Origin of the sequence: Streptomyces sp. NPDC049970, from assembly GCF_040660235.1 — a bacterium.
Classification (GTDB): domain Bacteria; phylum Actinomycetota; class Actinomycetes; order Streptomycetales; family Streptomycetaceae; genus Streptomyces.
This window is the reverse complement of record NZ_JBFALP010000001.1, coordinates 315,036-333,720: the sequence shown is the minus strand read 5'-3', so window position 1 is coordinate 333,720 and position 18,685 is coordinate 315,036. Positions and strand designations below refer to the sequence as shown.

Annotated in this window: 13 protein-coding genes, 2 pseudogenes and 1 CRISPR repeat array; of the genes and pseudogenes, 7 read left to right on the top strand and 8 right to left on the bottom strand. The window is 66.7% G+C overall.

What is annotated here, in order from left to right:
- Positions 1 to 4: 4 nt before the first annotated feature.
- Both AB0I83_RS01400 and AB0I83_RS01395 read right to left on the bottom strand, forming a co-directional pair.
- Complete coding sequence (locus AB0I83_RS01400; protein WP_363303156.1) at positions 5 to 1,810, bottom strand: gamma-glutamyltransferase; 1,806 nt, start codon at positions 1,808 to 1,810, stop codon at positions 5 to 7.
- Positions 1,811 to 1,857: 47 nt separating this feature from the next.
- Positions 1,858 to 3,132, bottom strand: a complete 1,275-nt coding sequence (locus tag AB0I83_RS01395) for a site-specific integrase (RefSeq protein ID WP_363303155.1) — start codon at positions 3,130 to 3,132, stop codon at positions 1,858 to 1,860.
- Between the two features lie 79 nt (positions 3,133 to 3,211).
- Between AB0I83_RS01395 and AB0I83_RS01390 the strand changes: the two genes are divergently transcribed.
- The gene (locus AB0I83_RS01390; RefSeq protein WP_363303154.1) at positions 3,212 to 3,871 is read left to right on the top strand and encodes a hypothetical protein; all 660 of its coding nucleotides are present in this window, start codon (positions 3,212 to 3,214) and stop codon (positions 3,869 to 3,871) included.
- Between the two features lie 14 nt (positions 3,872 to 3,885).
- Here the strand turns inward: AB0I83_RS01390 and AB0I83_RS01385 are convergent, their stop codons facing one another.
- The 3 genes and pseudogenes from AB0I83_RS01385 to AB0I83_RS01375 all read right to left on the bottom strand — a co-directional run.
- Positions 3,886 to 4,653, bottom strand: coding sequence for a transposase (locus AB0I83_RS01385; RefSeq protein WP_363303153.1), 768 nt, complete (start codon positions 4,651 to 4,653; stop codon positions 3,886 to 3,888).
- A gap of 43 nt (positions 4,654 to 4,696) precedes the next feature.
- Positions 4,697 to 5,173 carry a hypothetical protein gene (locus tag AB0I83_RS01380; protein ID WP_363303152.1) on the bottom strand — a complete coding sequence of 159 codons (477 nt, stop codon included), beginning with the start codon at positions 5,171 to 5,173 and terminating at the stop codon, positions 4,697 to 4,699.
- Positions 5,174 to 5,263: 90 nt separating this feature from the next.
- Positions 5,264 to 5,475: direct repeats of the CRISPR family, unit length 29 nt; unit sequence CGGAACACCCCCGCGTCGGCGGGGAGGAC.
- A gap of 303 nt (positions 5,476 to 5,778) precedes the next feature.
- Positions 5,779 to 5,967, bottom strand: a pseudogene (locus AB0I83_RS01375) (IS5/IS1182 family transposase); the annotation flags it as partial.
- A gap of 509 nt (positions 5,968 to 6,476) precedes the next feature.
- Between AB0I83_RS01375 and AB0I83_RS01370 the strand changes: the two are divergent.
- The 5 genes from AB0I83_RS01370 to AB0I83_RS01350 all read left to right on the top strand — a co-directional run bounded on the left by AB0I83_RS01370 (position 6,477) and on the right by AB0I83_RS01350 (position 14,166).
- Complete coding sequence (locus AB0I83_RS01370; protein ID WP_356531774.1) at positions 6,477 to 6,992, top strand: hypothetical protein; 516 nt, start codon at positions 6,477 to 6,479, stop codon at positions 6,990 to 6,992.
- 12 nt (positions 6,993 to 7,004) lie between these two features.
- Positions 7,005 to 8,018, top strand: a complete 1,014-nt coding sequence (locus AB0I83_RS01365) for a hypothetical protein (protein WP_363303151.1) — start codon at positions 7,005 to 7,007, stop codon at positions 8,016 to 8,018.
- On the top strand, positions 8,015 to 8,509 hold the full coding sequence (locus AB0I83_RS01360; RefSeq protein WP_363303150.1) for a hypothetical protein: 495 nt from the start codon (positions 8,015 to 8,017) through the stop codon (positions 8,507 to 8,509). The genes AB0I83_RS01365 and AB0I83_RS01360 overlap by 4 nt, the downstream gene beginning before the upstream one ends.
- Positions 8,510 to 8,659: 150 nt before the next feature.
- Positions 8,660 to 9,640, top strand: a complete 981-nt coding sequence (locus AB0I83_RS01355; protein WP_363303149.1) for a hypothetical protein — start codon at positions 8,660 to 8,662, stop codon at positions 9,638 to 9,640.
- A 44-nt stretch (positions 9,641 to 9,684) separates the two neighbouring features.
- Positions 9,685 to 14,166, top strand: coding sequence for a hypothetical protein (locus tag AB0I83_RS01350; protein WP_363303148.1), 4,482 nt, complete (start codon positions 9,685 to 9,687; stop codon positions 14,164 to 14,166).
- A 70-nt stretch (positions 14,167 to 14,236) separates the two neighbouring features.
- Here AB0I83_RS01350 and AB0I83_RS01345 read toward each other — a convergent pair.
- Both AB0I83_RS01345 and AB0I83_RS01340 read right to left on the bottom strand, forming a co-directional pair.
- Positions 14,237 to 14,407, bottom strand: a pseudogene (locus AB0I83_RS01345) (IS30 family transposase); the annotation flags it as partial.
- 121 nt (positions 14,408 to 14,528) lie between these two features.
- Positions 14,529 to 15,011, bottom strand: a complete 483-nt coding sequence (locus AB0I83_RS01340; protein ID WP_356531767.1) for an SMI1/KNR4 family protein — start codon at positions 15,009 to 15,011, stop codon at positions 14,529 to 14,531.
- A 572-nt stretch (positions 15,012 to 15,583) separates the two neighbouring features.
- Here AB0I83_RS01340 and AB0I83_RS01335 point away from each other — a divergent pair.
- A complete protein-coding gene (locus tag AB0I83_RS01335) occupies positions 15,584 to 15,892 on the top strand; it encodes a hypothetical protein (RefSeq protein ID WP_356531766.1) in 309 nt (102 codons plus the stop codon).
- Between the two features lie 1,231 nt (positions 15,893 to 17,123).
- Here AB0I83_RS01335 and AB0I83_RS01330 read toward each other — a convergent pair.
- Positions 17,124 to 18,512 (bottom strand): diaminopimelate decarboxylase, encoded by a 1,389-nt coding sequence (locus AB0I83_RS01330; RefSeq protein WP_363303147.1) that lies wholly within the window; start codon positions 18,510 to 18,512, stop codon positions 17,124 to 17,126.
- Positions 18,513 to 18,685 lie beyond the last annotated feature (173 nt).

Here is an 18,685-nt window from a genome sequence, read left to right as displayed (position 1 = left end):
GAGGTCAGCGGCCGACGGCGTACCCCTGCATCCCGCGCGGATTGGCGGCGGCGGACAGGACGCCGGTCTCCGGGTCCCTCGCGACGGCGCACATCCGGCCCTCGGACCACGGGTCGCCGACCGTCACGTCGTGGCCGCGGCGGCGCAGCTCCGCGACGGTCTCCGGGTCCATGCGCTCCTCGACCGTGACGCTGCCCGGGCACATCCCCCGGGGGAAGAAGGAGCCGGGGAAGCTGTCGTTGTGCCAGTTCGGGGCGTCGATGGCGCCCTGGAGGTCGAGGCCGCCGCGCACCCGGCCGCGGAGCGCCACGGCGAGGAAGAAGTGCAGCTGCCACTGGTCCTGCTGGTCGCCGCCGGGGGTTCCGAACGCCATGACGGGGACCCCGTCGCGCAGGGCGAGGGACGGAGTGAGCGTGGTGCGGGGGCGGCGGCCCGGGGTCAGCGAGTTCGGCAGGCCCTCGTCGAGCCAGGCCATCTGCAGGCGGGTGCCGAGGGGGAAGCCCAGCTCGGGCACGACCGGGTTGGACTGGAGCCAGCCGCCGCTGGGAGTCGCGGCGACCATGTTCCCCCAGCGGTCGACGATGTCGAGGTGGCAGGTGTCACCACGGGTCGCGCCGTCCTTGGCCACGGTCGGCTCGCCGGCCCCCGCGACCGGTGTGCCCATGGGGTCGAACCCGGCCCCGCCGGAGGCGACGGCGCGGGCGTGCGAGCTGAGCAGCGGGGTGCGGCCCCCGGGGCTGCCGGGGCGCAGCTCCAGGGAGGCCGTGTCGGTGACGAGGGCGCGGCGAGCGTCGTTGTACGGCCCGGAGAGCAGGGCGTCCAGTGGTACCTCGGCGGCGTCGCCGTACCAGGCCTCACGGTCGGCCATCGCGAGCTTGGAGCCCTCGATGAGCAGGTGGACGTAGTCGGCGGAGCCGTACGCCGGGAGCTCGGCGGGCAGCAGGGCGAGCTGCTGGAGGAACACGGGGCCCTGGCTCCAGCCCGCAGCCTTGGCCAGCGTCCAGCCGTTCCAGTCGTACGTCGCGGGCGCCTCGTACGTCGCGGACCAGTCGGCCAGGTCGGCGGCGGTGAGCGTGCCCGGGTGACGGGTCCCGCTGGTGTCCATGGTGGGGACCGCGGCCTGGCGGACCAGTGCCTCGGCGACGAAGCCGGTGCGCCACACGGCGCGGGCGGCCTCGATCTGCGCGACGCGGTCGTCGCCGCCCGTCTCCTGGGCCTCGGCTATGAGACGGCGCCAGGTCGCGGCGAGCGCGGGGTTGCGGAACAGCTCACCCGGCACGGGCGGCCTGCCGCCGGGGAGGTAGACCTCCGCGGAGCTCTGCCACTCGGTCTCGAAGAGCTCGCGGACGGTCTCGACGGTCTGTCCGACGCGCTCGACAGGGGCGTGGCCGTCCTCGGCGTAGCCGATCGCGTAGCGCAGCACCTCCGCGACGGTCCTCGTCCCGTGGTCCCGCAGCAGGAGCATCCAGGCGTCGAAGGCGCCCGGGACCGCGGCGGCGAGCGGGCCGGTGCCCGGCACCAGGTCGAGGCCGAGCGAGCGGTAGTGCGCGGCACAGGCGCCGGCTGGGGCGGGTCCCTGCCCGCACAGGACCCGCACGTCGCCGTCCTTCGGGGCGAGGATGATCGGCACCTCGCCGGCCGGTCCGTTGAGGTGCGGTTCGACGACGTGCAGGACGAATCCGGCGGCGACGGCCGCGTCGTAGGCGTTGCCGCCGTCCTCCAGGACGGCCATCGCGGACTGCGAGGCGAGCCAGTGGGTGGAGGACACCATGCCGAAGGTGCCCTGGAGGGTGGGTCGGGTCGTGAACATCGCGGATCACCTTGCTAGTTGTACGTACTAAGCGGACCGATCACGGCTCACGATCGGGCCTGGGGAGAATCTGGGGAGTTTCGCCCTGCAAGGTCGCTCACCTGATCGTCAAGCAGGCTATCGATCGCCTGTCGCCCCCTGCGGCCCGCCTCCGGCATGAAGTGCGCGTAGTGGTCGAGGGTGATGGTGGGTGACGCGTGCCCGAGCCACCTGGCCAATGTCACTACCGACTCCCCCGCTTCCAGGACAACGGACGCGTATGTGTGCCGCAGAACATGGAAGCCGTCCCGGGGGGCCGCCTGCCATTGCCAAGGCTTCGCTCCCTTGGCAATGGGCGGAATTACACCAGCCTTGGCCAGTGCCGACTTCCAGATCTCGGTGTTCCACGTGTTCGCCGCCACAGCGTTTCCGTACATCGTAGTGAGAACGAGGTCGTGCCCCTTCCTCTCCCGTTCCGGCTCCGGGCCACCCCAGGGGAGCTCAACGTTTACTGGTGGGTAAGCCTTCAGACGCTCGACCAATTCACTGGCAACAGATGGGGGCATGTCCACTACACGCGTTTTTCCACCCTTGGGGAGCGCGAAGTACTTGTGTCCGTTTATTATCTGCACCTGCCGCTTGACGTGTATGAGCCCGCGCCGGTAGTCGATATCCTCCGGGCCAAGCCCGAAGACCTCGCCTTGCCGCAGCCCACAGCCGAGACCTAGCACCACCGCGATGCGATGGCGCCTGCTGATCTCATCACGCACCTTGCGCGATGTAGATATCGGCCATGGCTCGCGACGTTCGGCAGAAAGCTTCGGCCATCGAACCGATTTGGCACGCATGGGGTTCCGGGAAATGCGCCTGTCGTCAACTGCGGTCTCGAGGACAGTCGAGAGGGCTGAAAGGATGCTGCGGGCGTACTGCGGCGAGCACGTTGCCTCCAGCTTTACGACATACAGGCGCAGCTCGGCTGCCGAGACCTTGCTTAGCGGAAGTTCACCCAGATACGGAATGACGTGCAGCCTTATCCGCTCATCTATGCTCTTGCGGGTCTTGGCAGCACCACGAACTCCGGGCATCCAGTACTGCTGGATGTAGTCAGCGAGGGTGATGGACCCGTCACGCGGGTCGGCGAAATCGCCCCGTTCCTGATCCGTACTGGAGCGCCGCAGCCACGCCTTGGCGTCCTCCAACGTCACGAACGACCTGTCCCGAACTCCGGGGATTCCGGCGGCCCGGTACCGCCGCCCCTTGCCATAACGGGCAGTTCTTCCCCTCTGCCCGGTTATCGGATCCTTCTTCTTCTTGATCCAACGATCTTCGACGTAGCCGGCCAAACGATTCTCCTAAGGGCTGTCCCGCAACGTTGAGGCGGGCGGTTGAGAGACCGAGAGGTTCGCCGCCTATCCTCCTGTTGTGCAGCTGCCTCGGGATCCTTCGAACGTCGCCCATGCCCTGGTGGCCGCGTTTCCAACGCGTCTTGTCGGTGACGTGCAGAGTGTCCTAGCGGTCATGCCGGAGGCCAGGCTCGCGCCGATGACGCCCTTCGAGGTCGAGGTGCAGGGCGAGACCGTCGCCATCCCGTCGCGCATCTACAACGAGGAGCCCGGCGCCGACTTGGGGCGTCCCCTGGCCGAAACCCAGCAGGTGATTTTGCACTGCCTGTACTCCCGACACCACGATGGCTGGGTCCGCCAGCGGCACCTCGAGCAGATGGTGGCGTCGGGCGAGCCGTGGGTGGTCCCGTTCGTGGTGCAGTTGGCCGGCGAATACGTGCTGGAGATCCTTGAGGCGATCGGCCGGGGGCTTCCCGGGCTCACGGTCCCGGGCTCGGCCCAGCGCCGCCTCTATGGCGAGTTCATCGCTCGGAATCCGGCCTTCTTCGCGCGCACGGAGCGGCGCGTGGTGAGCTACTGGTCGTGCTACTACCGCTGGAAGTATGGAGCGTTTGGGACGTATCCCGGATGCGTCCTTCTGGAAGCGTTCCGGGCCGCTGTGGTGGAACAGGTGGGCGCGCAGTGGCCGCGGCACATGCCGCGCCTTCCGCTGGCGGACGCTGGTGAGCGACCTGCCTGAGTACGGCCACGGTCCTATCCAGCAAGGTTGAGATTGTGCAGGTGGGCGACGCCGCGCATGGCGTGGTGGACGCCGTCGCCCTTGAGTCGGCAGTCGCGGATAATCTTCCAGGTCTTCATCCGGGCAAAGACGTGCTCCACTCGTGCACGGACCTGCTTGTGTGAGCGGTTGTGCTCCCGCTTCCAGGCGGGTAGTTCCTCGCCCTGCGTGCGGCGGTGCGGCATGATCAATCCGGTTCCTGGATAGCCGCCATCAGCTATCACGGTCGTCCGGCCGACCGCTGTCTTTGCCCCCGATTCCTCCCACGCCTTGCAGTCGTTCCGGTTGCCCGGCAGCGGCCGTCCGACCACAACGACCAGGCGAGTGTCGGCATCGATGACGACCTGGTGATTGGTGGAGTACCGATAGTTCTTCGACTGCTCGGCCACCGCGTGATCGCGGGTGGGCACCAGCGTCCCGTCCACGATCAGCACAGTGCCCCTCGCGAACCGGCGTCGGTGCGGCAAGGCCAGCAGAGGGCCGATGCGGTCGATGATCCGGTCAGCAGCCGACTTCGAAATCCCGAACAACGGGGCCAGTTGGCGCATGGTCAAGTTGGTGCGCCAGTAGGCCGCGACCAACAGAATACGGTCCTCAAGTGACAGTCCCCACGGACGCCCCGTCCGTGGTTCGGCTGCACTCTCGCGCTTCACCGCGGTCACCAACTTGCCGAAGCAGCGCGGGCTCAGTCCAGTGAACGGACGTATCCAAGACGGCTCTGATGCCGTGATCACACCAGCCACACCAAGATCATCTCACCTGTGACCAGCAGTTGCGGGACAGCCCTTACCTGGGCCGGTCCGCGAAAGCCGTCCCAGCGACCCCCAGTGCACCGAGCCGTGACATAAGCCGAGTCTCTTGCTGTGATGTGACGGCAATCCACAGGGCTGTTCCCGTGTCGTCGGCGCTGAAGAGCGGCTGTCCCTGCCGCGATGCCTCGGCATGGATTGTGTACGGGGCCAAAGCCTGCAGTACATCGAACTGTGCATCGTCGTGGACATCAACATGGATCCCCATCCCCGGATCGCTCTTCGCTGAACGGAGACCATCGGTCAAAGCGCCCTCTGCCATCAACAAGGCCCGCTCGTAGGCAGGTACGACCTCCTGTGGCCAGGCTTCATCGCTGTAGGCATCAACGTGAGCGGTCTCGATGCTGTCCCGCAGGACAAGAAGTGCCTCACGATGCGCGTGCACCACGTCTGCAGCACCCAGGTCACTCCGGAGAAACAGCTCGCGACGTGTGCCATCACCATTACTGATCATGCAGCTGAGCTTCTCACCCGAGGTAACCCCGTGTATCGCAGGGCTACAGCCATTTATCAGACACGGCCTAGCTGCGAGCGGTGATTCCCGCGGAACACCCCCGCGTCGGCGGGGAGGACTCGTCGACGTGCTTGAACTCGTACGTGTTGTCCGGAACACCCCCGCGTCGGCGGGGAGGACTCGGTTTCGGTGACGTTGAGGTTCGGCCGGTACGGAACACCCCCGCGTCGGCGGGGAGGACGGCCGGCTGTTCGCGGCCGGGGTGACGGAGAACGGAACACCCCCGCGTCCGCGGGGGTGTTCCGTCGTCGTAGAGGCCGCGGAGCTCACGCAGGAGGTCCTCCCCGCCGACGCGGGGGTGTTCCGGCCTCGCGGACAGCCCCCGTCAGCGTCGGTCTGGTCCTCCCCGCCGACGCGGGGCTGTTCCGGTCGCCCGACCGACATGAGATACCTCGCCGCACGGGTCCCCCCGCCGTGCGGGGTGTTCCGCGCCTTGCCTGGCCCGGTGATGCGGTGGTGTTCCGGACCCGATCATTCCCATGCGGGGACTTCTCACATCCTGCGAGGGGTGTTCCGGATTCGGTTGCTCCAGAGCAGTACGCCTCCGGCTGCCCGCCCCGGCCCCGCATCCAGCCCGGCACCGGCAACAGCGGCTGGACCACAGACCACTCCGCGTCCGTCATGTCCGAGGAATAGCGCCGAACACGCTCCGGATGGTCGGCCGCATTCCCGAACCGGTGAGCGACACAATCACACGACGTTGCAGCCGAGTTGAACTCCACCGGCGCGAGCACGTACAACTGCGGGGCCAGCCCCGTAGTGATGGTCCTGCACCGGACGTACGACACGTATTCGCTGCGCATCCTCGGACACGCGGCGGCCTAGCAAGCCCACGACCGGAAGCGAGAGGCCCTGCCGGCTGCGGCAGGGCCTCTCGCCCCGCACAGGCACGCGATCTGGAATCCGAGTGCTGGTGACCCGGCCGAACCTCCCCTCTCGACATGCTTCGCCCAGGACCTCGCCTTGGCGTCCTTGGTGCCGGCGTCCCGGTCGGTGAAGGTCACACTGTCGCCTGTCGGCGGCGATCTTGAACGGCCCATGTCTCGTCGTGGCGAGGACGGTCTCCTTCCGCCCGTTCGCGCGGACGAACTTGTTCCCGTGCCCGGCGACGATCCCGTGCCGGGTCGGACCGCCGACGCGACCTGACCGGGGAGGTTATCTCGATCACGCAACATCCCTGGCCAGGACACCCGCCAGGGTGTGAAGATCCTTCTCGCACAAATGATCTTTGGATGGAGATTTGATGAAGAGCATCCGCTTCAAGAAGAGGGCAGCCGCCTTCGGTACGTCCTTGGCGGCCGTCGCGGCTGTGATGGCGACCGCCGGTCCGGCTCATGCGGCGGAGTTCAAGGTCACCGACAACTGTGACGTGCCGTGGATCACTTGCTCGTACGGTGATCTGTGGCTCTTCTACAACACGAAGCAATTTGCCGTCCAGGACGGCTACATCAAGTCGGCGTTCACGACTTTCTACAGCAACGTGTCCGACCACTCGGGTACGAGCCAGTACCAGGGATCGTCACTGACGACCTATCGGTACGTCTTCGGCAACGGTGGCAACGGCAACGGCGCGTACATGAAGAACAACGCGGGGTCCGTGCAGAACTGCGCCCGAGATGACAACTACCGCGTGTACTACAACTCCGGCTACGGCGGCGCATCACAGTACTTCGCGAAGAACGGGCCCTACGGAGACTGCAACCTCACCGACCTGATCTCCGCCCTGCACAACAACAACGCCTCCTCCCACTTCGCGTAAGAAGGGACCTCCGTGAAGCACACCAAGCGGATAGCCACCGCAGTAGCCCTGACCGCTTCAATGTTCCTGGTCAGTGCCTGCTCCTCCGACGCGACCCCGGACACCACGCAGAACGTGGCGGACGGCAAAACGATCGTGAACAAGGAGAACTGGCCCGAGAAGACCCCCACCAGTGGCCTGACCAAGAATCTGGCCCTTCCGCTGGAGGCGTACATGGCCTCCTACGAGGACCAGGTGGCCGTCGAGCAGGCTTCCAACGATCTCCAGCAGTCCTGTATGAAGGACTACGGCATCGACCTGACGCTGCCACGAGCGGGCGCCAACCCGCCTCCCAGCGACAACGACGCCAACATCGAACGCCGTTACGGCATCACCGACCGGGACGATGCCGAAAAGTACGGCTACCAGCTCTCCCCGGCACTGCAGGAGCACACCGAGCAGCCCCTGCGCGATCTGTCCGGTGTCGAGGTCGAGGTCCTGACCGGCCACACCAAGCCCGAACCGCCCCAGGACCCCAAGGGAGTTAAGGCTGGAGAGCCGTTCGCTAGCCCCGGCCAGGGAACCAAGCCGGCTCGAGCCGAGCACAACGGGAAGAAGTTGAAGACGGGCGGCTGTATCGGCTGGTCCAAGGACCAACTCGGTGCGAAGGAAGCCGATCCGATCATCGTGGCACAGCTCTCCGGCGACAGCTTGATGCAGTCGATGAAGGATGGCGAAGTCATCAAGGTCCTCGCTGCGTGGTCTTCGTGCATGGACGGCAAGGGACACGCGGGACTTGCAGATCCGTATAAGGCGATGGACCAGGGTGTCACCAACGATGGGAAGCCGACGCAGGAGTCCATCGCTCTGGCGGTCGACGACATCGACTGCAAGGAGCAGACGGATCTGGTGAAGATCTGGTCCGGTGTGGACTCTGCGATCCAGGACAAGCAGATCGCCGAAAACAAGAGCCAGCTGGCCGGGATCAAGAAGCAGCGCGGCATCGAGATCGCTGCCGCGCGTAAGCAGATAGCGGCCTCCCAGTGAAGACTGATGGCGTTGCGCCCGGGCCGCTCATGGCCCGGGCGCTGTACCTGATGGCGGTGTGTGTGCTGGCCGTCGGGTGTACGGACGATGCCTCTGACAGGGCCTCCGAGTCGCAGCGGCCGGTGACTCCGAGCGCGGAGGAGAGCAGTCCGAAGGTGCATCCATCGCCTGTGGCTTCGGTGCACTCCGAGGGCCGTACACGTGTCCTGGAGTACGGAGATCTGGTTGTGCGTGCCACGCCGGAAAGCAACGGGGTACGAACCGAGATCGCGGTAGCCAATACCTCCGAGCGCGATGCGACGTACTCGGTGCAGATCAGCATCGCCGACGGTGAGGATTGGACCGCGTACAACCGCTTCTGGCTTCAGGATGTCCCTCCGGGAGAAACCGGGCGGGAGGGCGCGGTGATCGGTTCGAAAGATATGGGTCCCCCTCCGAAGGTTCCGAAGATCTACGTCGACGAGTTCGATCGCCTCGTCGACAAGAAGTAGAAGAGAGAACGCTGCACGGCGGCGTCCCATGCGAAGGCTCCGCCGGACGATCCGGAGGTGCCCATCGATCTCGTGCAGCATTACTGAGGAGCGCGGCAGACACGCGCCACGCACGTGGGCCACCTCGCGTCACATAGGGAAGGAAAACCCATGCACGAACTCAGGCGAACGACTGTCGCCACCACTGTCATGCTCGCGACACTCTCGCTCGGTGCCTGCTCCTCGTTGGGATCGGCCTCCGACTCGGCGAAGGGCAAGGCCCCGATCACCCGGGCCGACTGGCCTGCGGAGGTGCCCACTACCGGTCTGGTCAAGGGCCTGGAGCTGCCGCTTGAGTCCTACCTGCCCTCCTACGCGGATCAGGTCGCCGTCGACACCGCGCTGCGCACCCTGCAGACGCGGTGCATGTCCGAGTACGGGCTGACCGTCGATCTGCCGCGTCCCGGCGCGAACCCGCCGCCCCACAGCAACGCCGTCTCGATCGAGCGGCGTTACGGCCTCAGCGACCGCGCACAGGCACAGAAGTACGGGTACGGGCTGCCGAAGGAGCTGACCCGGAGCCTCGAATCCGTCGAGGAGGGGCTTTCCGGCATCGAGGTGGAGGTCCTGACCGGGCGAAAGAAGCCCGAGTCCGCCCCGCCCAAGGGTGCCAAGGACAGCGACGGCCAGTTCGGCAGGATCCCGGAGCCCGCGCGCGCCGAGCACAACGGAAAGAAGCTGCACGAGGGCGGCTGCGCCGGCTGGTCGAAGCGGCGGCTCAAGGTGAACGAGGAGGATGCGGGCTTTGTCTCCGGGCTCGCCTCGGCAAGCCTCTCCGAGTCCCGGCCGCTAGGGCCTGTCGAGAAGGCTCTCAAGAGCTGGTCGGCCTGCATGAAGGACAAGGGCCGCAAGGCCGCCGATCCGTACCGGGCGATGGAGCAGGGCTACGCCGACGGCGACGGCACCACCAAGAACGCGATCGAGCTCGCGCTGGACGACATCGACTGCAAGGAGCAGACCCGTCTGATCGAGGTCTGGTTCAAGGAGGAGTCGGCCGTCCAGAAGCGGCTGATCGAGGAGAACAAGGACCAGCTTGCCGCCGTCAAGAAGCGCATGGGCATGGTCCTTGCGGCCGCGAAGGCTGTCAAGTAAGCAGAGAGGTAAAACAGTTGAGACACATACGTACCCGTCTGCGCGTGCCGATCACCCTTGCGGTGACCATCGCGCTGGCGATACCGATGAGCCTGCCCGCGCAGGCCGGGGAACCAAAGCCGCCCAAGGGTGCGGCGCAAGGGTGGAGCGACGCCACCCAACAGCAGAAGAAGCTCTCCCCGGAGCCCTCCGCGATCCCCGCGAAGGACCGCGCCGGTCTGCTCGGCAAGGGCTACGAGAAGTCCGCGGATACGGCGGTCACCACGACCGGTGACGGCACCGGCTTCCACCTCCTTGCGGGCAAGGAGAAGGACGGCTACCAACTCCATACGGTGGCAAGTCTCTTCGAGGACGGTTTCGCCTCAGACACCTGGATCGGCAACCACTGCGTCACCGAGTCCGGCACGTACGCGGCCGTCTCGTACGCGCCGCGGATGTTCACCAACAAGCCCGAGTTGATGGTGCGCGGTGCCTTCACCGCGGTGGTCGACCTGACCTCGGGCAAGGTCACCAAGCTGCCGTTCCAGTCGTCGCTCGCCTACTTCTCGCCCGGCTGCGGCCAGGGCGATCAGGCCGTGTTCACCCAGCTCACCCATGACGGTGACGACAAGCAGCAGACCCGGCTGATCACGGTCGACGCGGCCACCGGCAAGGAGTCGAAGGCGGTCACGCTCGCCGGCCAGATCACCTCGGCGATCCCCACCGACGCGGGCGTCGTCGCCGCCCACGGCAACAAGCTGGTACGGATCAACGGCACGGCCGAGAAGACCCTGGCATCCACCACCACGGTGCCGTTCCAGATCACCGCCGACGCCGGCGGCGGTATCACCTTCATCGACCGCGAGTTGGACAAGAAGGCGTCCGACAAACCGGTTGCCTGGGCCAAGCACCTGGACCGTACGAAGGTGAGACAGGGCAAGAAGACCGAGCCCGCCAGCGTCGCCTCCGGCGGGCTGCACGCCTGGGACCTGACCCGCTCGGCACGCGGCGAGGTGTTCGTCACCGGTGACGCCACGTCCAAGGCCCTGCCCGAGCGGGTGCACAACCCCGGCAAGCTCCCCATGGGCGCGGCGATCTCCAGCCACGCCCAGGCGGCCCTGACCACCACCTGGTCCGACGGGAAGACCACCCTGGTCAACCCGGAGGACGCCGCCAAGCCGCGCCCCGCCCGTACGGCCCTGCGCATGCTGGACTCGGGCAAGTCCGTAACCCTCGACCTGCGCCCCGGCGCGCACCGCGTGGGCGACGGGGCACAGGGGCACGCCGTGTCCCCCGCTCTACCCACCGGCGGCCCGGTCGACTCTGGCCCGGACATGGGCAAGAAGAGCACTGACGGCCTGTCCACGCAGAGTGTCCGCACCCAAGCCCTCACCGCGCAGGCCGACAACCCGAGCGAGGGCACCGGCGAACGCTACTGCGCGGTGGCCCGCAACGACGTGAAGAAGCAGGCGTTCCAGCCCACTCCGCGCCAGGTCGAATGGGCCGTGGACCAGGCAGTCGTCGGCGAGCTGAACTTCTACCGGTCGCCGGACTGGAAGAACACCGGCACCGGCGGCTACCAGCCCCAGGGCCTGTTCCCGCCGACCGTGCTCGCTGGTGACCCCAACGGCACCCTCGACAACGAGGATCCCGACGTCACCGACAAGTGGCACATTCCCGCGCAGGTGATGCTCGGCATCACCGCGCAGGAGTCCAATATGTGGCAGGCCACCCGCTACGCCGTGCCCGGTGTGACCGCCAACTCCCTGATCGGCAACTACTACGGTGTCGACTACGCCGCCTCGGGCGAGCAGCTCGACCCCTGGCGGATCAACTGGGCGGACGCCGACTGCGGTTACGGCATCACCCAGGCCACCGACGGCATGCGTCTCGCAGGCAAGACCAAGCCGGGCGAGACCGCGCTGTCCACGCTCGCGCAGGAAGCCGTCGCCCTCGACTACACGGCGAACATCGCCGCCGGTGTGCGGATCCTGTCCGAGAAGTGGAACCAGACCTACAACGCAGGGATGAAGATCAACGGCGGCCACCCCAAATGGATCGAGAACTGGTTCTTCGCCCTGTGGGCCTACAACTCCGGCTTCTACGACACGGCTGACTCCCAAGGGCACTCGGGCGTCGGCTGGACGAACAACCCGGCCAACCCGCTGTGGAAGGCCAACCGCGATCCGTTCCTGCAGAGCGCGTCCAACCCGGCGGGGGACGACTACAGCCACGCCGCGCACCCGCAGGACTGGCCGTACGAGGAGAAGGTGATCGGCTGGGCGGCCCGTCCGATCTCTGCGATGTTCGCACCCGGTGACTTCCAGGCCGGCTACCGCCCCGCCTGGTGGACCACCAATGAGGACCGGACCAACGCCAAGCCGCCGGTTGACCTGTTCTGCAGCGGGTCGAACTACTGCGACCCGTCCAAGATCGGCGACAACGACTCCAACGACCAGGGCATGGGCGCCTGCACGCTCGACGCGGGCGACAGCGACACCAACCCGCACTGGCTGCACTGCTGGTGGCACGAGGAGATCACCAAGGAACAGTGGAAGGACTGTGAACGCCTCGCCGAGTGCGGAAACGGCGTGCACCGCTTCCCCACGTCCTACGGCGAGCAGTCCGACGCCGGCTCCTACCCGCCGAACTGCTCCATCGGGTCTCTGCCCGCTAACACCTTGGTGGTCGACGACTTGCCCGACGGCACCATCCCCGCCGGGGTCGACACCAGCCGAGGCTGCGGGGCGGTGAAGTCGAGCGGCACGTTCAGCCTCGACTACGCACCATGGGACACCCAGATGGATCTCACCGATGACGGAACGGACAACCCGACCACTGTCACCACGTATCCGGGCAAGATCGACACGCACCAGATCGGCGCGGGCTACGGCAACCACTTCTGGTTCACGCACACCCGCTCGCCGGAGTCCTACCCGGCCAACGCGAACCGTCTGAAGATCACCGGCACCTGGAAGCTGAACGCTCCGCTGGCCAACACGACGCGCCAGGCGGAGGTCTACGCGCACATCCCCGACCACGGGGCGCAGACCTCCAACGCCGTCTACCGGGTCCAGACCCCGACGGGGGAACGGACCGCAGCTGTCTCCCAGAAGTCGAACCAGTCCAACAAGTGGGTGAGCCTCGGCGCCTACACCTTCGGCGACCAGATCCCCGAAGTGCGTCTCGACAACTTCAACGGCGGCTCCGGAGACGCCGACATCGCCTTCGACGCCATCGCGTTCGTGCCAGGCACCTTCACCGGCATGGCGCTCACCGGCAGCATGACGGCCGACCCGACCGCTCCGGAGCCGGCGCCGGTCGAGCCGGACGAGGACATCACCGACGCCCTCCTCTCCGCTGCCGGCAGCTCCTCGGCAACGACCGCCACGGCGGCGCCGATGGCGGTGGCCGCCACGAGCACCGCGTCCTGCTCGACGGTCAACCACTCCCTCAGCCGCAAGCGCACCACCGGCTGTATCCACAGCGACTACGGGATGACGGAGTACTCGAACACCGTCCCGATCGGAAACGCGGCTTTCGACCTCTACATCACCTACTACCTCGACCCGAAGAGTGCCGAGTTCTCGCAGGTCACCACGATCCGGCTCAAGATGATGGACGGTACGGCGAAGACCGCCACCTTCGACTACGAGGCCAAGTGCCGCGGTTACTGCAACGTCACCAGCGTCGACTGGAACGGGTCGAAGACCTTCGCCAAGGGCGACACGCTTACACGGACCGTCACTACGCGGTTCAAGTGGATGCCCAGCGGCACCAAGAACACGATCACCCCGTACCTGTCTCTCGGCGGCAAGATCAACACCACTACGGTCGTGAACCCGTCCGAATTCGAGAGCACCAAGCTGGACGTCCGCTGCGACTCCCAAGTCTCCAACGCGGGTACCGGCTGTGTGTTCTCCGGCTACAAGCCGACGTATGTCATGAACTCCAAGAAGTTCCCCGGGGCCGCGGCACACATCGACTTGATGTGGCGCAAGACCAACATCAAGTGGGGTCAGCACAGCAGCGGCAACAGCGGCAAGCCGCTCACCTACCTCGGCAACAAGAAGGTACCCGGCAGCACCCGCCTCCAGAAGACCGTCAACCGGGAGAAGCTCTGCACGAAAAGCTCCACGAACTTCATCGAATACGACGTTCCGGGAGACCCCAACCAGGGCACTGGGCTCTTCAGCGACCTGTGGACCGCCGATTCGGGAACCGCGAAGACGGACTCCATCACCTGCGACGAGTTCTCCTTCGCCAACTCTTTCCAGAGCGGCGGCAACATGACTGGCCCGAATCCAGTCAGTACCAATGGCAGCGATTGCGTGCAGACTTACCTCAAGCGCAACTCCGACGGCACCATGAGCCTTCACCTGCGGCCCGACTACCCGGACCCGGTCTGGAACGAGCCCTGCGGCCGGTCCAGCATGTCGAGGTGGCAGAACACCCAATCCATGCAGCCCTTCGGCGGATTCATCCGTGAACAGCGGCTGATGGAAGACGACGACTACTGGGTCGACCTCGACGGGTTTACCCCCTGAAAGAACCCCACACAGGGAAGGCCCCCACGGGAACCTTCGGTTCAAGGGGTCCTCGCAACACCGCTTGGCCTCAGGTGGTGAGTAGATCACGTAGACGCTCGGCTGGGGTATCCCAGCCGAGCGTCCGCGTGGGCGGCCGTTGAGTTCCCGGGCGACGTGCTCGAGGTCTTCGGGACTACTGGCGCAGGAGTCCGTTCGTGTTCTGGTTCGAGGCGCGTTGCCAAGGCGAGACGGGGTTGCACTCCCTCGATCCCGCAAGATCATCACGTTCGACGGCCACGGTCCCCTCAACACCCACAGCTCGCGGGTGTCGCAAGGACCTCAGAACCCTAGAACATCTGTGGGAGCCTTCCCGTTGTACCTCATTGGAGGGTGACGCAGCCATCTTGAATCCGCTGACTGGTTTCCTCCGGGCCAAGGATTCGCTCCAGATCCTCGAGAACCGACGCGAAGAATGCCGAAAGATCCGGGAAGAGATCCATGGTCTCTACGTCGCCGTCACTCCACTGCCCCACCGAACCTGTCTCCACGTCGACGAAGAAGCCATACATCTCACCACACGCATAAGACTCGGCGGCGAATGGAATCCACTCCTTCCTCCAATAGCCCTCGCCCTCGCTCGGACCAGGCATCATCTGGTGATGCAGCCGCTCGATGCTCGACAGAGGCAGCAGCGCCCATCCGCCGACGAGGAACTCACCTTCCGGGCAGGAGCCCGTCAGACCGTTCGACCCATCGAGCCGGGTGACGGTCCCGTTGTTGACCTTCAGATAGGCGCGCAGGTCCTCCGGGAACCGAACACCTGTCTTCTCCTCGACAGTGGCGATCTCCTCCTCGCTCGCCACATCCCCCAGAGCACGGTGACTGACCGGGGCATACTTACGCAACCAGGACACAACACGCTGCCACGACTCACCTATGTCACTCGGCACGCAGACCTCCATCAAAAATCCACTGTTCACGCTGGGACATTCGCGCAGTAGGGAAGATCCTGCTCCTGCGTCACGAGCAATTCCAGCGCTACGGCCAGTTCACGCCCACGCCGCACCCTCTGATGCCTATGCTGGCATAGCCAGGAATGCAGATGGGGCCCATGTCATCGGGGACGTTGGTGCAGACAGGTCGGTGGCGCAGGGGCGCACTGGCGTAGTGCGCTCAGAAGCCACTGAGCCCTCTCCAAGCTGGCGGCGTTGGCCGCGCGTTGCACAACGAAGAAGCTCCCTGGTAGGCGGATTCTCGACCAAGATCACCGATGTCCGCCAAGAGCTTCGCGACGCCAAGAAGCACTCGTGGATGCGCATCGCCCGCTTCGACTACACCCCCTCAAACCGCCTGCGCTTCATCCTCCGCGGCAAAGCCGCAGAACACAAACGCCTTGCAGACCAGGTAAGCCCAGCAGAGGCGCTGGGAAACCTCCATGGAGGAAGCGCGCACCGCATACGCCTACGCCTATCGCGTCAAGCACCTCGAAGAACAAGCAGACGCCTGGCACCAGGCCAAGCGCCTGACCGAATACGTCACAGCAGTACGCGACCACGCCACATCGCTGCCACCCGGACAGGAAAGAACAGAGATCGAGGCGTGGCTCGCCTTTACGGACGCCCGGCTCCAGCACCTCACCGAGTCCGCCGCAGCGCCGAAGCTGCCCACCCCACCCAAGCCCAGCGGCGACGACCTCAAGCCTTTCCTCGGCCACTGGAGCCCTTACGGACCCCGTTCCTACTGAGCCTTAAATCAGGCGATATCGAGCGCCGTTTCACCAAGAGGCGGCAAAGAGGGAGCCCCCTCAAGCCGTACTCGACACACCGTCACCTGCAGAAACGGGCATCTGGCACCTCATCAGAACGTGCGTCAGAAGGGCCCAACCTGCGTCGAAAATGCGTCAAAATATCGCCCGTAACGCCCACAGCGCACATAACGCACACTCGGCGAAACCGCAGGTCAGGCACCCTTTGCGGCAGGCTCAAGGATCGCGACACACTCGACATGGTGGGTCATCGGAAAGATGTCGGCTTCCGACGGAGGGTTGTAACTTGCCTCCTGCTCAAGCCCAGCCAGGCTCACGCCTGGAGCTCATCCGCTCGACGCAGGCTCGAGCCCGCCCTCGCAGGCAGTCGCTCGACGTACCCTTGGCAGCGCTTCGAGTGGCATGACGTCCCGTGCCACCATGCCCCGCCACAACGGCACCTCCTGGGGAGAGTCTGGGGAGTGTCGACGGCCCTGGGGAGCGCGTGGGGAGAATCGACCGCGTATCGCAGCACGATCTCGAAAGAGCTGAAAGACGTATCCGCCCAGGTCAGAGGCGGGCATGGTCGCATCGATGCAGGTCAGCGCCATCCGGTGGACAACTTCATGCCGAAGGTGCCCTGGAGGGTGGGACGGGTGGTGAACACGGGTGCGGCTCCTTGCTGCGGCGTTTCGGGGTTCGGTGGGGCGTTCCGGATCGTACGGACCGGGGGCGTCCGGATCATGCGGACCGGGGGCGTCCGGATCATGCGGACTCGGGGCGCCCCCGGCCCGGGGAGATCAGGCGGCCGCGTCCGGGACGGTGCCGTCGCGCGCGGATCCGGGGAGGTCGCGGTGGCGAAGCAGGGAGGTCAGGGGCACCGACGCAACCGCCGCCAGGGCAAACGCTTTTGGGCGCGCGGGGGCCTGCCCCCAGCCAGGGGTGATCAAGAAATATCGCAGACCGCATTTCGCATACAGTCCGCAGGGCAAGACCTGCTCCACTAAGGCGGACAGGTTTTACCTGACGATCGGACAACGGCGGCCCCCGACAGCACCCAGACCGCCGGACAGCCCCTCACCTGCGGGGACGAAAGCTGCCGCGGGACCTCCGCACCGGCCCGCCGTTCCGCCCGCGGCCGTATACGACTGGCGCGAACCGGTCGCTCCGTCCCGACGCCCGCGTCCCACACCTGACCGGCCGGCGGGGCGACCGGCCCGACGGGCGAAGTTCAGTCCCCTTCCGGATCCGCCGGGCACACCAAGGCGTCGGCGTGGGCGAGTCCGCTCTCCGCCGCGATCTCGTCGAGCGTCTGGGCGTCCCGGACGGTGACCAGCCGTACGCTGTCGGCCCGCTCGGCCGTGAAGCCGTACACGGCGGGGCGGGGCAGGCTGTTGTAGGCCCAGTGCGTCGAGAAGTAGTAGGCGCCGGTGTCGTGGAGGACGACGTGATCGCCCTCCACCAGCTCCGGCAACTCCCGGTCGTGGGCGACGACGTCACCGGCGAAGCAGCACGGTCCGGCGATGTCCTGGCGCACCGGTGTCCCCGTCCGCGGGTTGCCGTCGGCGTCGTAGGCGCCGACCCGCAGCGGCCACGCGTCGGGCATCAGTACGGTGCGCGTGGCGGTCTGCGCTCCCGCGTGGGTGACGGCGATACGCCTGCCGCCCGCCTCCTTGGTGTACTCCACGCGCGCGCCGATGAACCCGTTCTTGGCGAGCAGCGAGCGGCCGAACTCGGTGACCAGCGCGTAGCGGCCGTCGAAGAGACCGGGTACGGCCGCCAGGAGCGCCCCGGTGTAGTCGGAGAAGGCCGGCCGCGTCTCCTCGTCGTCGAAGTTGACGGGGAGGCCGCCGCCGATGTCGAGGCTCGTGACCTGCCGGGTGCCCAGCGTCCGGTTGATCTCCTCGGCCAGCAGGTACGTCTGTGCGACGCCCTCCGCGATCAGCTCCAGCGGGCACCCCTGGGAGCCGACGTGGGCGTGGAGCCGGGTCAGCCAGGGCCGTTCGGCGAACGCCCGTACGACGCGATCCCGTGCGCCCGGGTCGCGGAGCGCCACGCCGAACTTCGACGTGGCGGTGGCGGTGCTCATCGCCCCGATGGAACCGCCGCCGACCTGGGGGTTGACCCGCAGCCCCAGGACCGACGCGCTGTCCGCGGGGCGCAGCTCGTCGATGCGGCGCAGCTCGTCGAGGCTGTCGGCGTTGACAGCCACCCCCAGGGCGAGTGCCTCGCCGAGCTCCGGGCGCGTCTTGGCGGGCGAGTCGAACACGATCCGCTGCGGGGCCACCCCGGCGTCGAGCGCGATCCGCAGCTCTCCCGGACCTGCCACCTCGCAGCCCATGCCGAGCCGGGCGAGCAGCCGGAGCACGGGGACCAGGGAGGTCGCCTTGACGGCGAACGTGTGCAGGACGTCGGGGACATGGGCGAACGCCGCGTCGAGGCTCGCGACGGAGGCCCGGATGCCGTCCGTGTCGAGGAACCCGGCGACCGGCCGGTCGTCCCCGAGGAGTCCGGTGGCGACGGCACGGCGCATCACGGCGGTGACGCGCTGGTCCGGGGAGAGGACCGGAGGGACCGGGGGGCCGGCCGGTCCGGGCGAGGTGCCGCGGGCAGATGTCACGGTGGGGTCCTTTCGGTGGGGCCGTGCCACGCGTCGGCAGGCGAGGTGGCGGAACGGGAAAAGACTGGCCCCCGCGCCCCCTGCCCGTCTTCGTCGTCCGGCACAAAGCGTCAACGGCTCGTTGGCCTGACGGACGAACACCGCCGGAAACCCCCTCTGTAGGGGACGCGGTT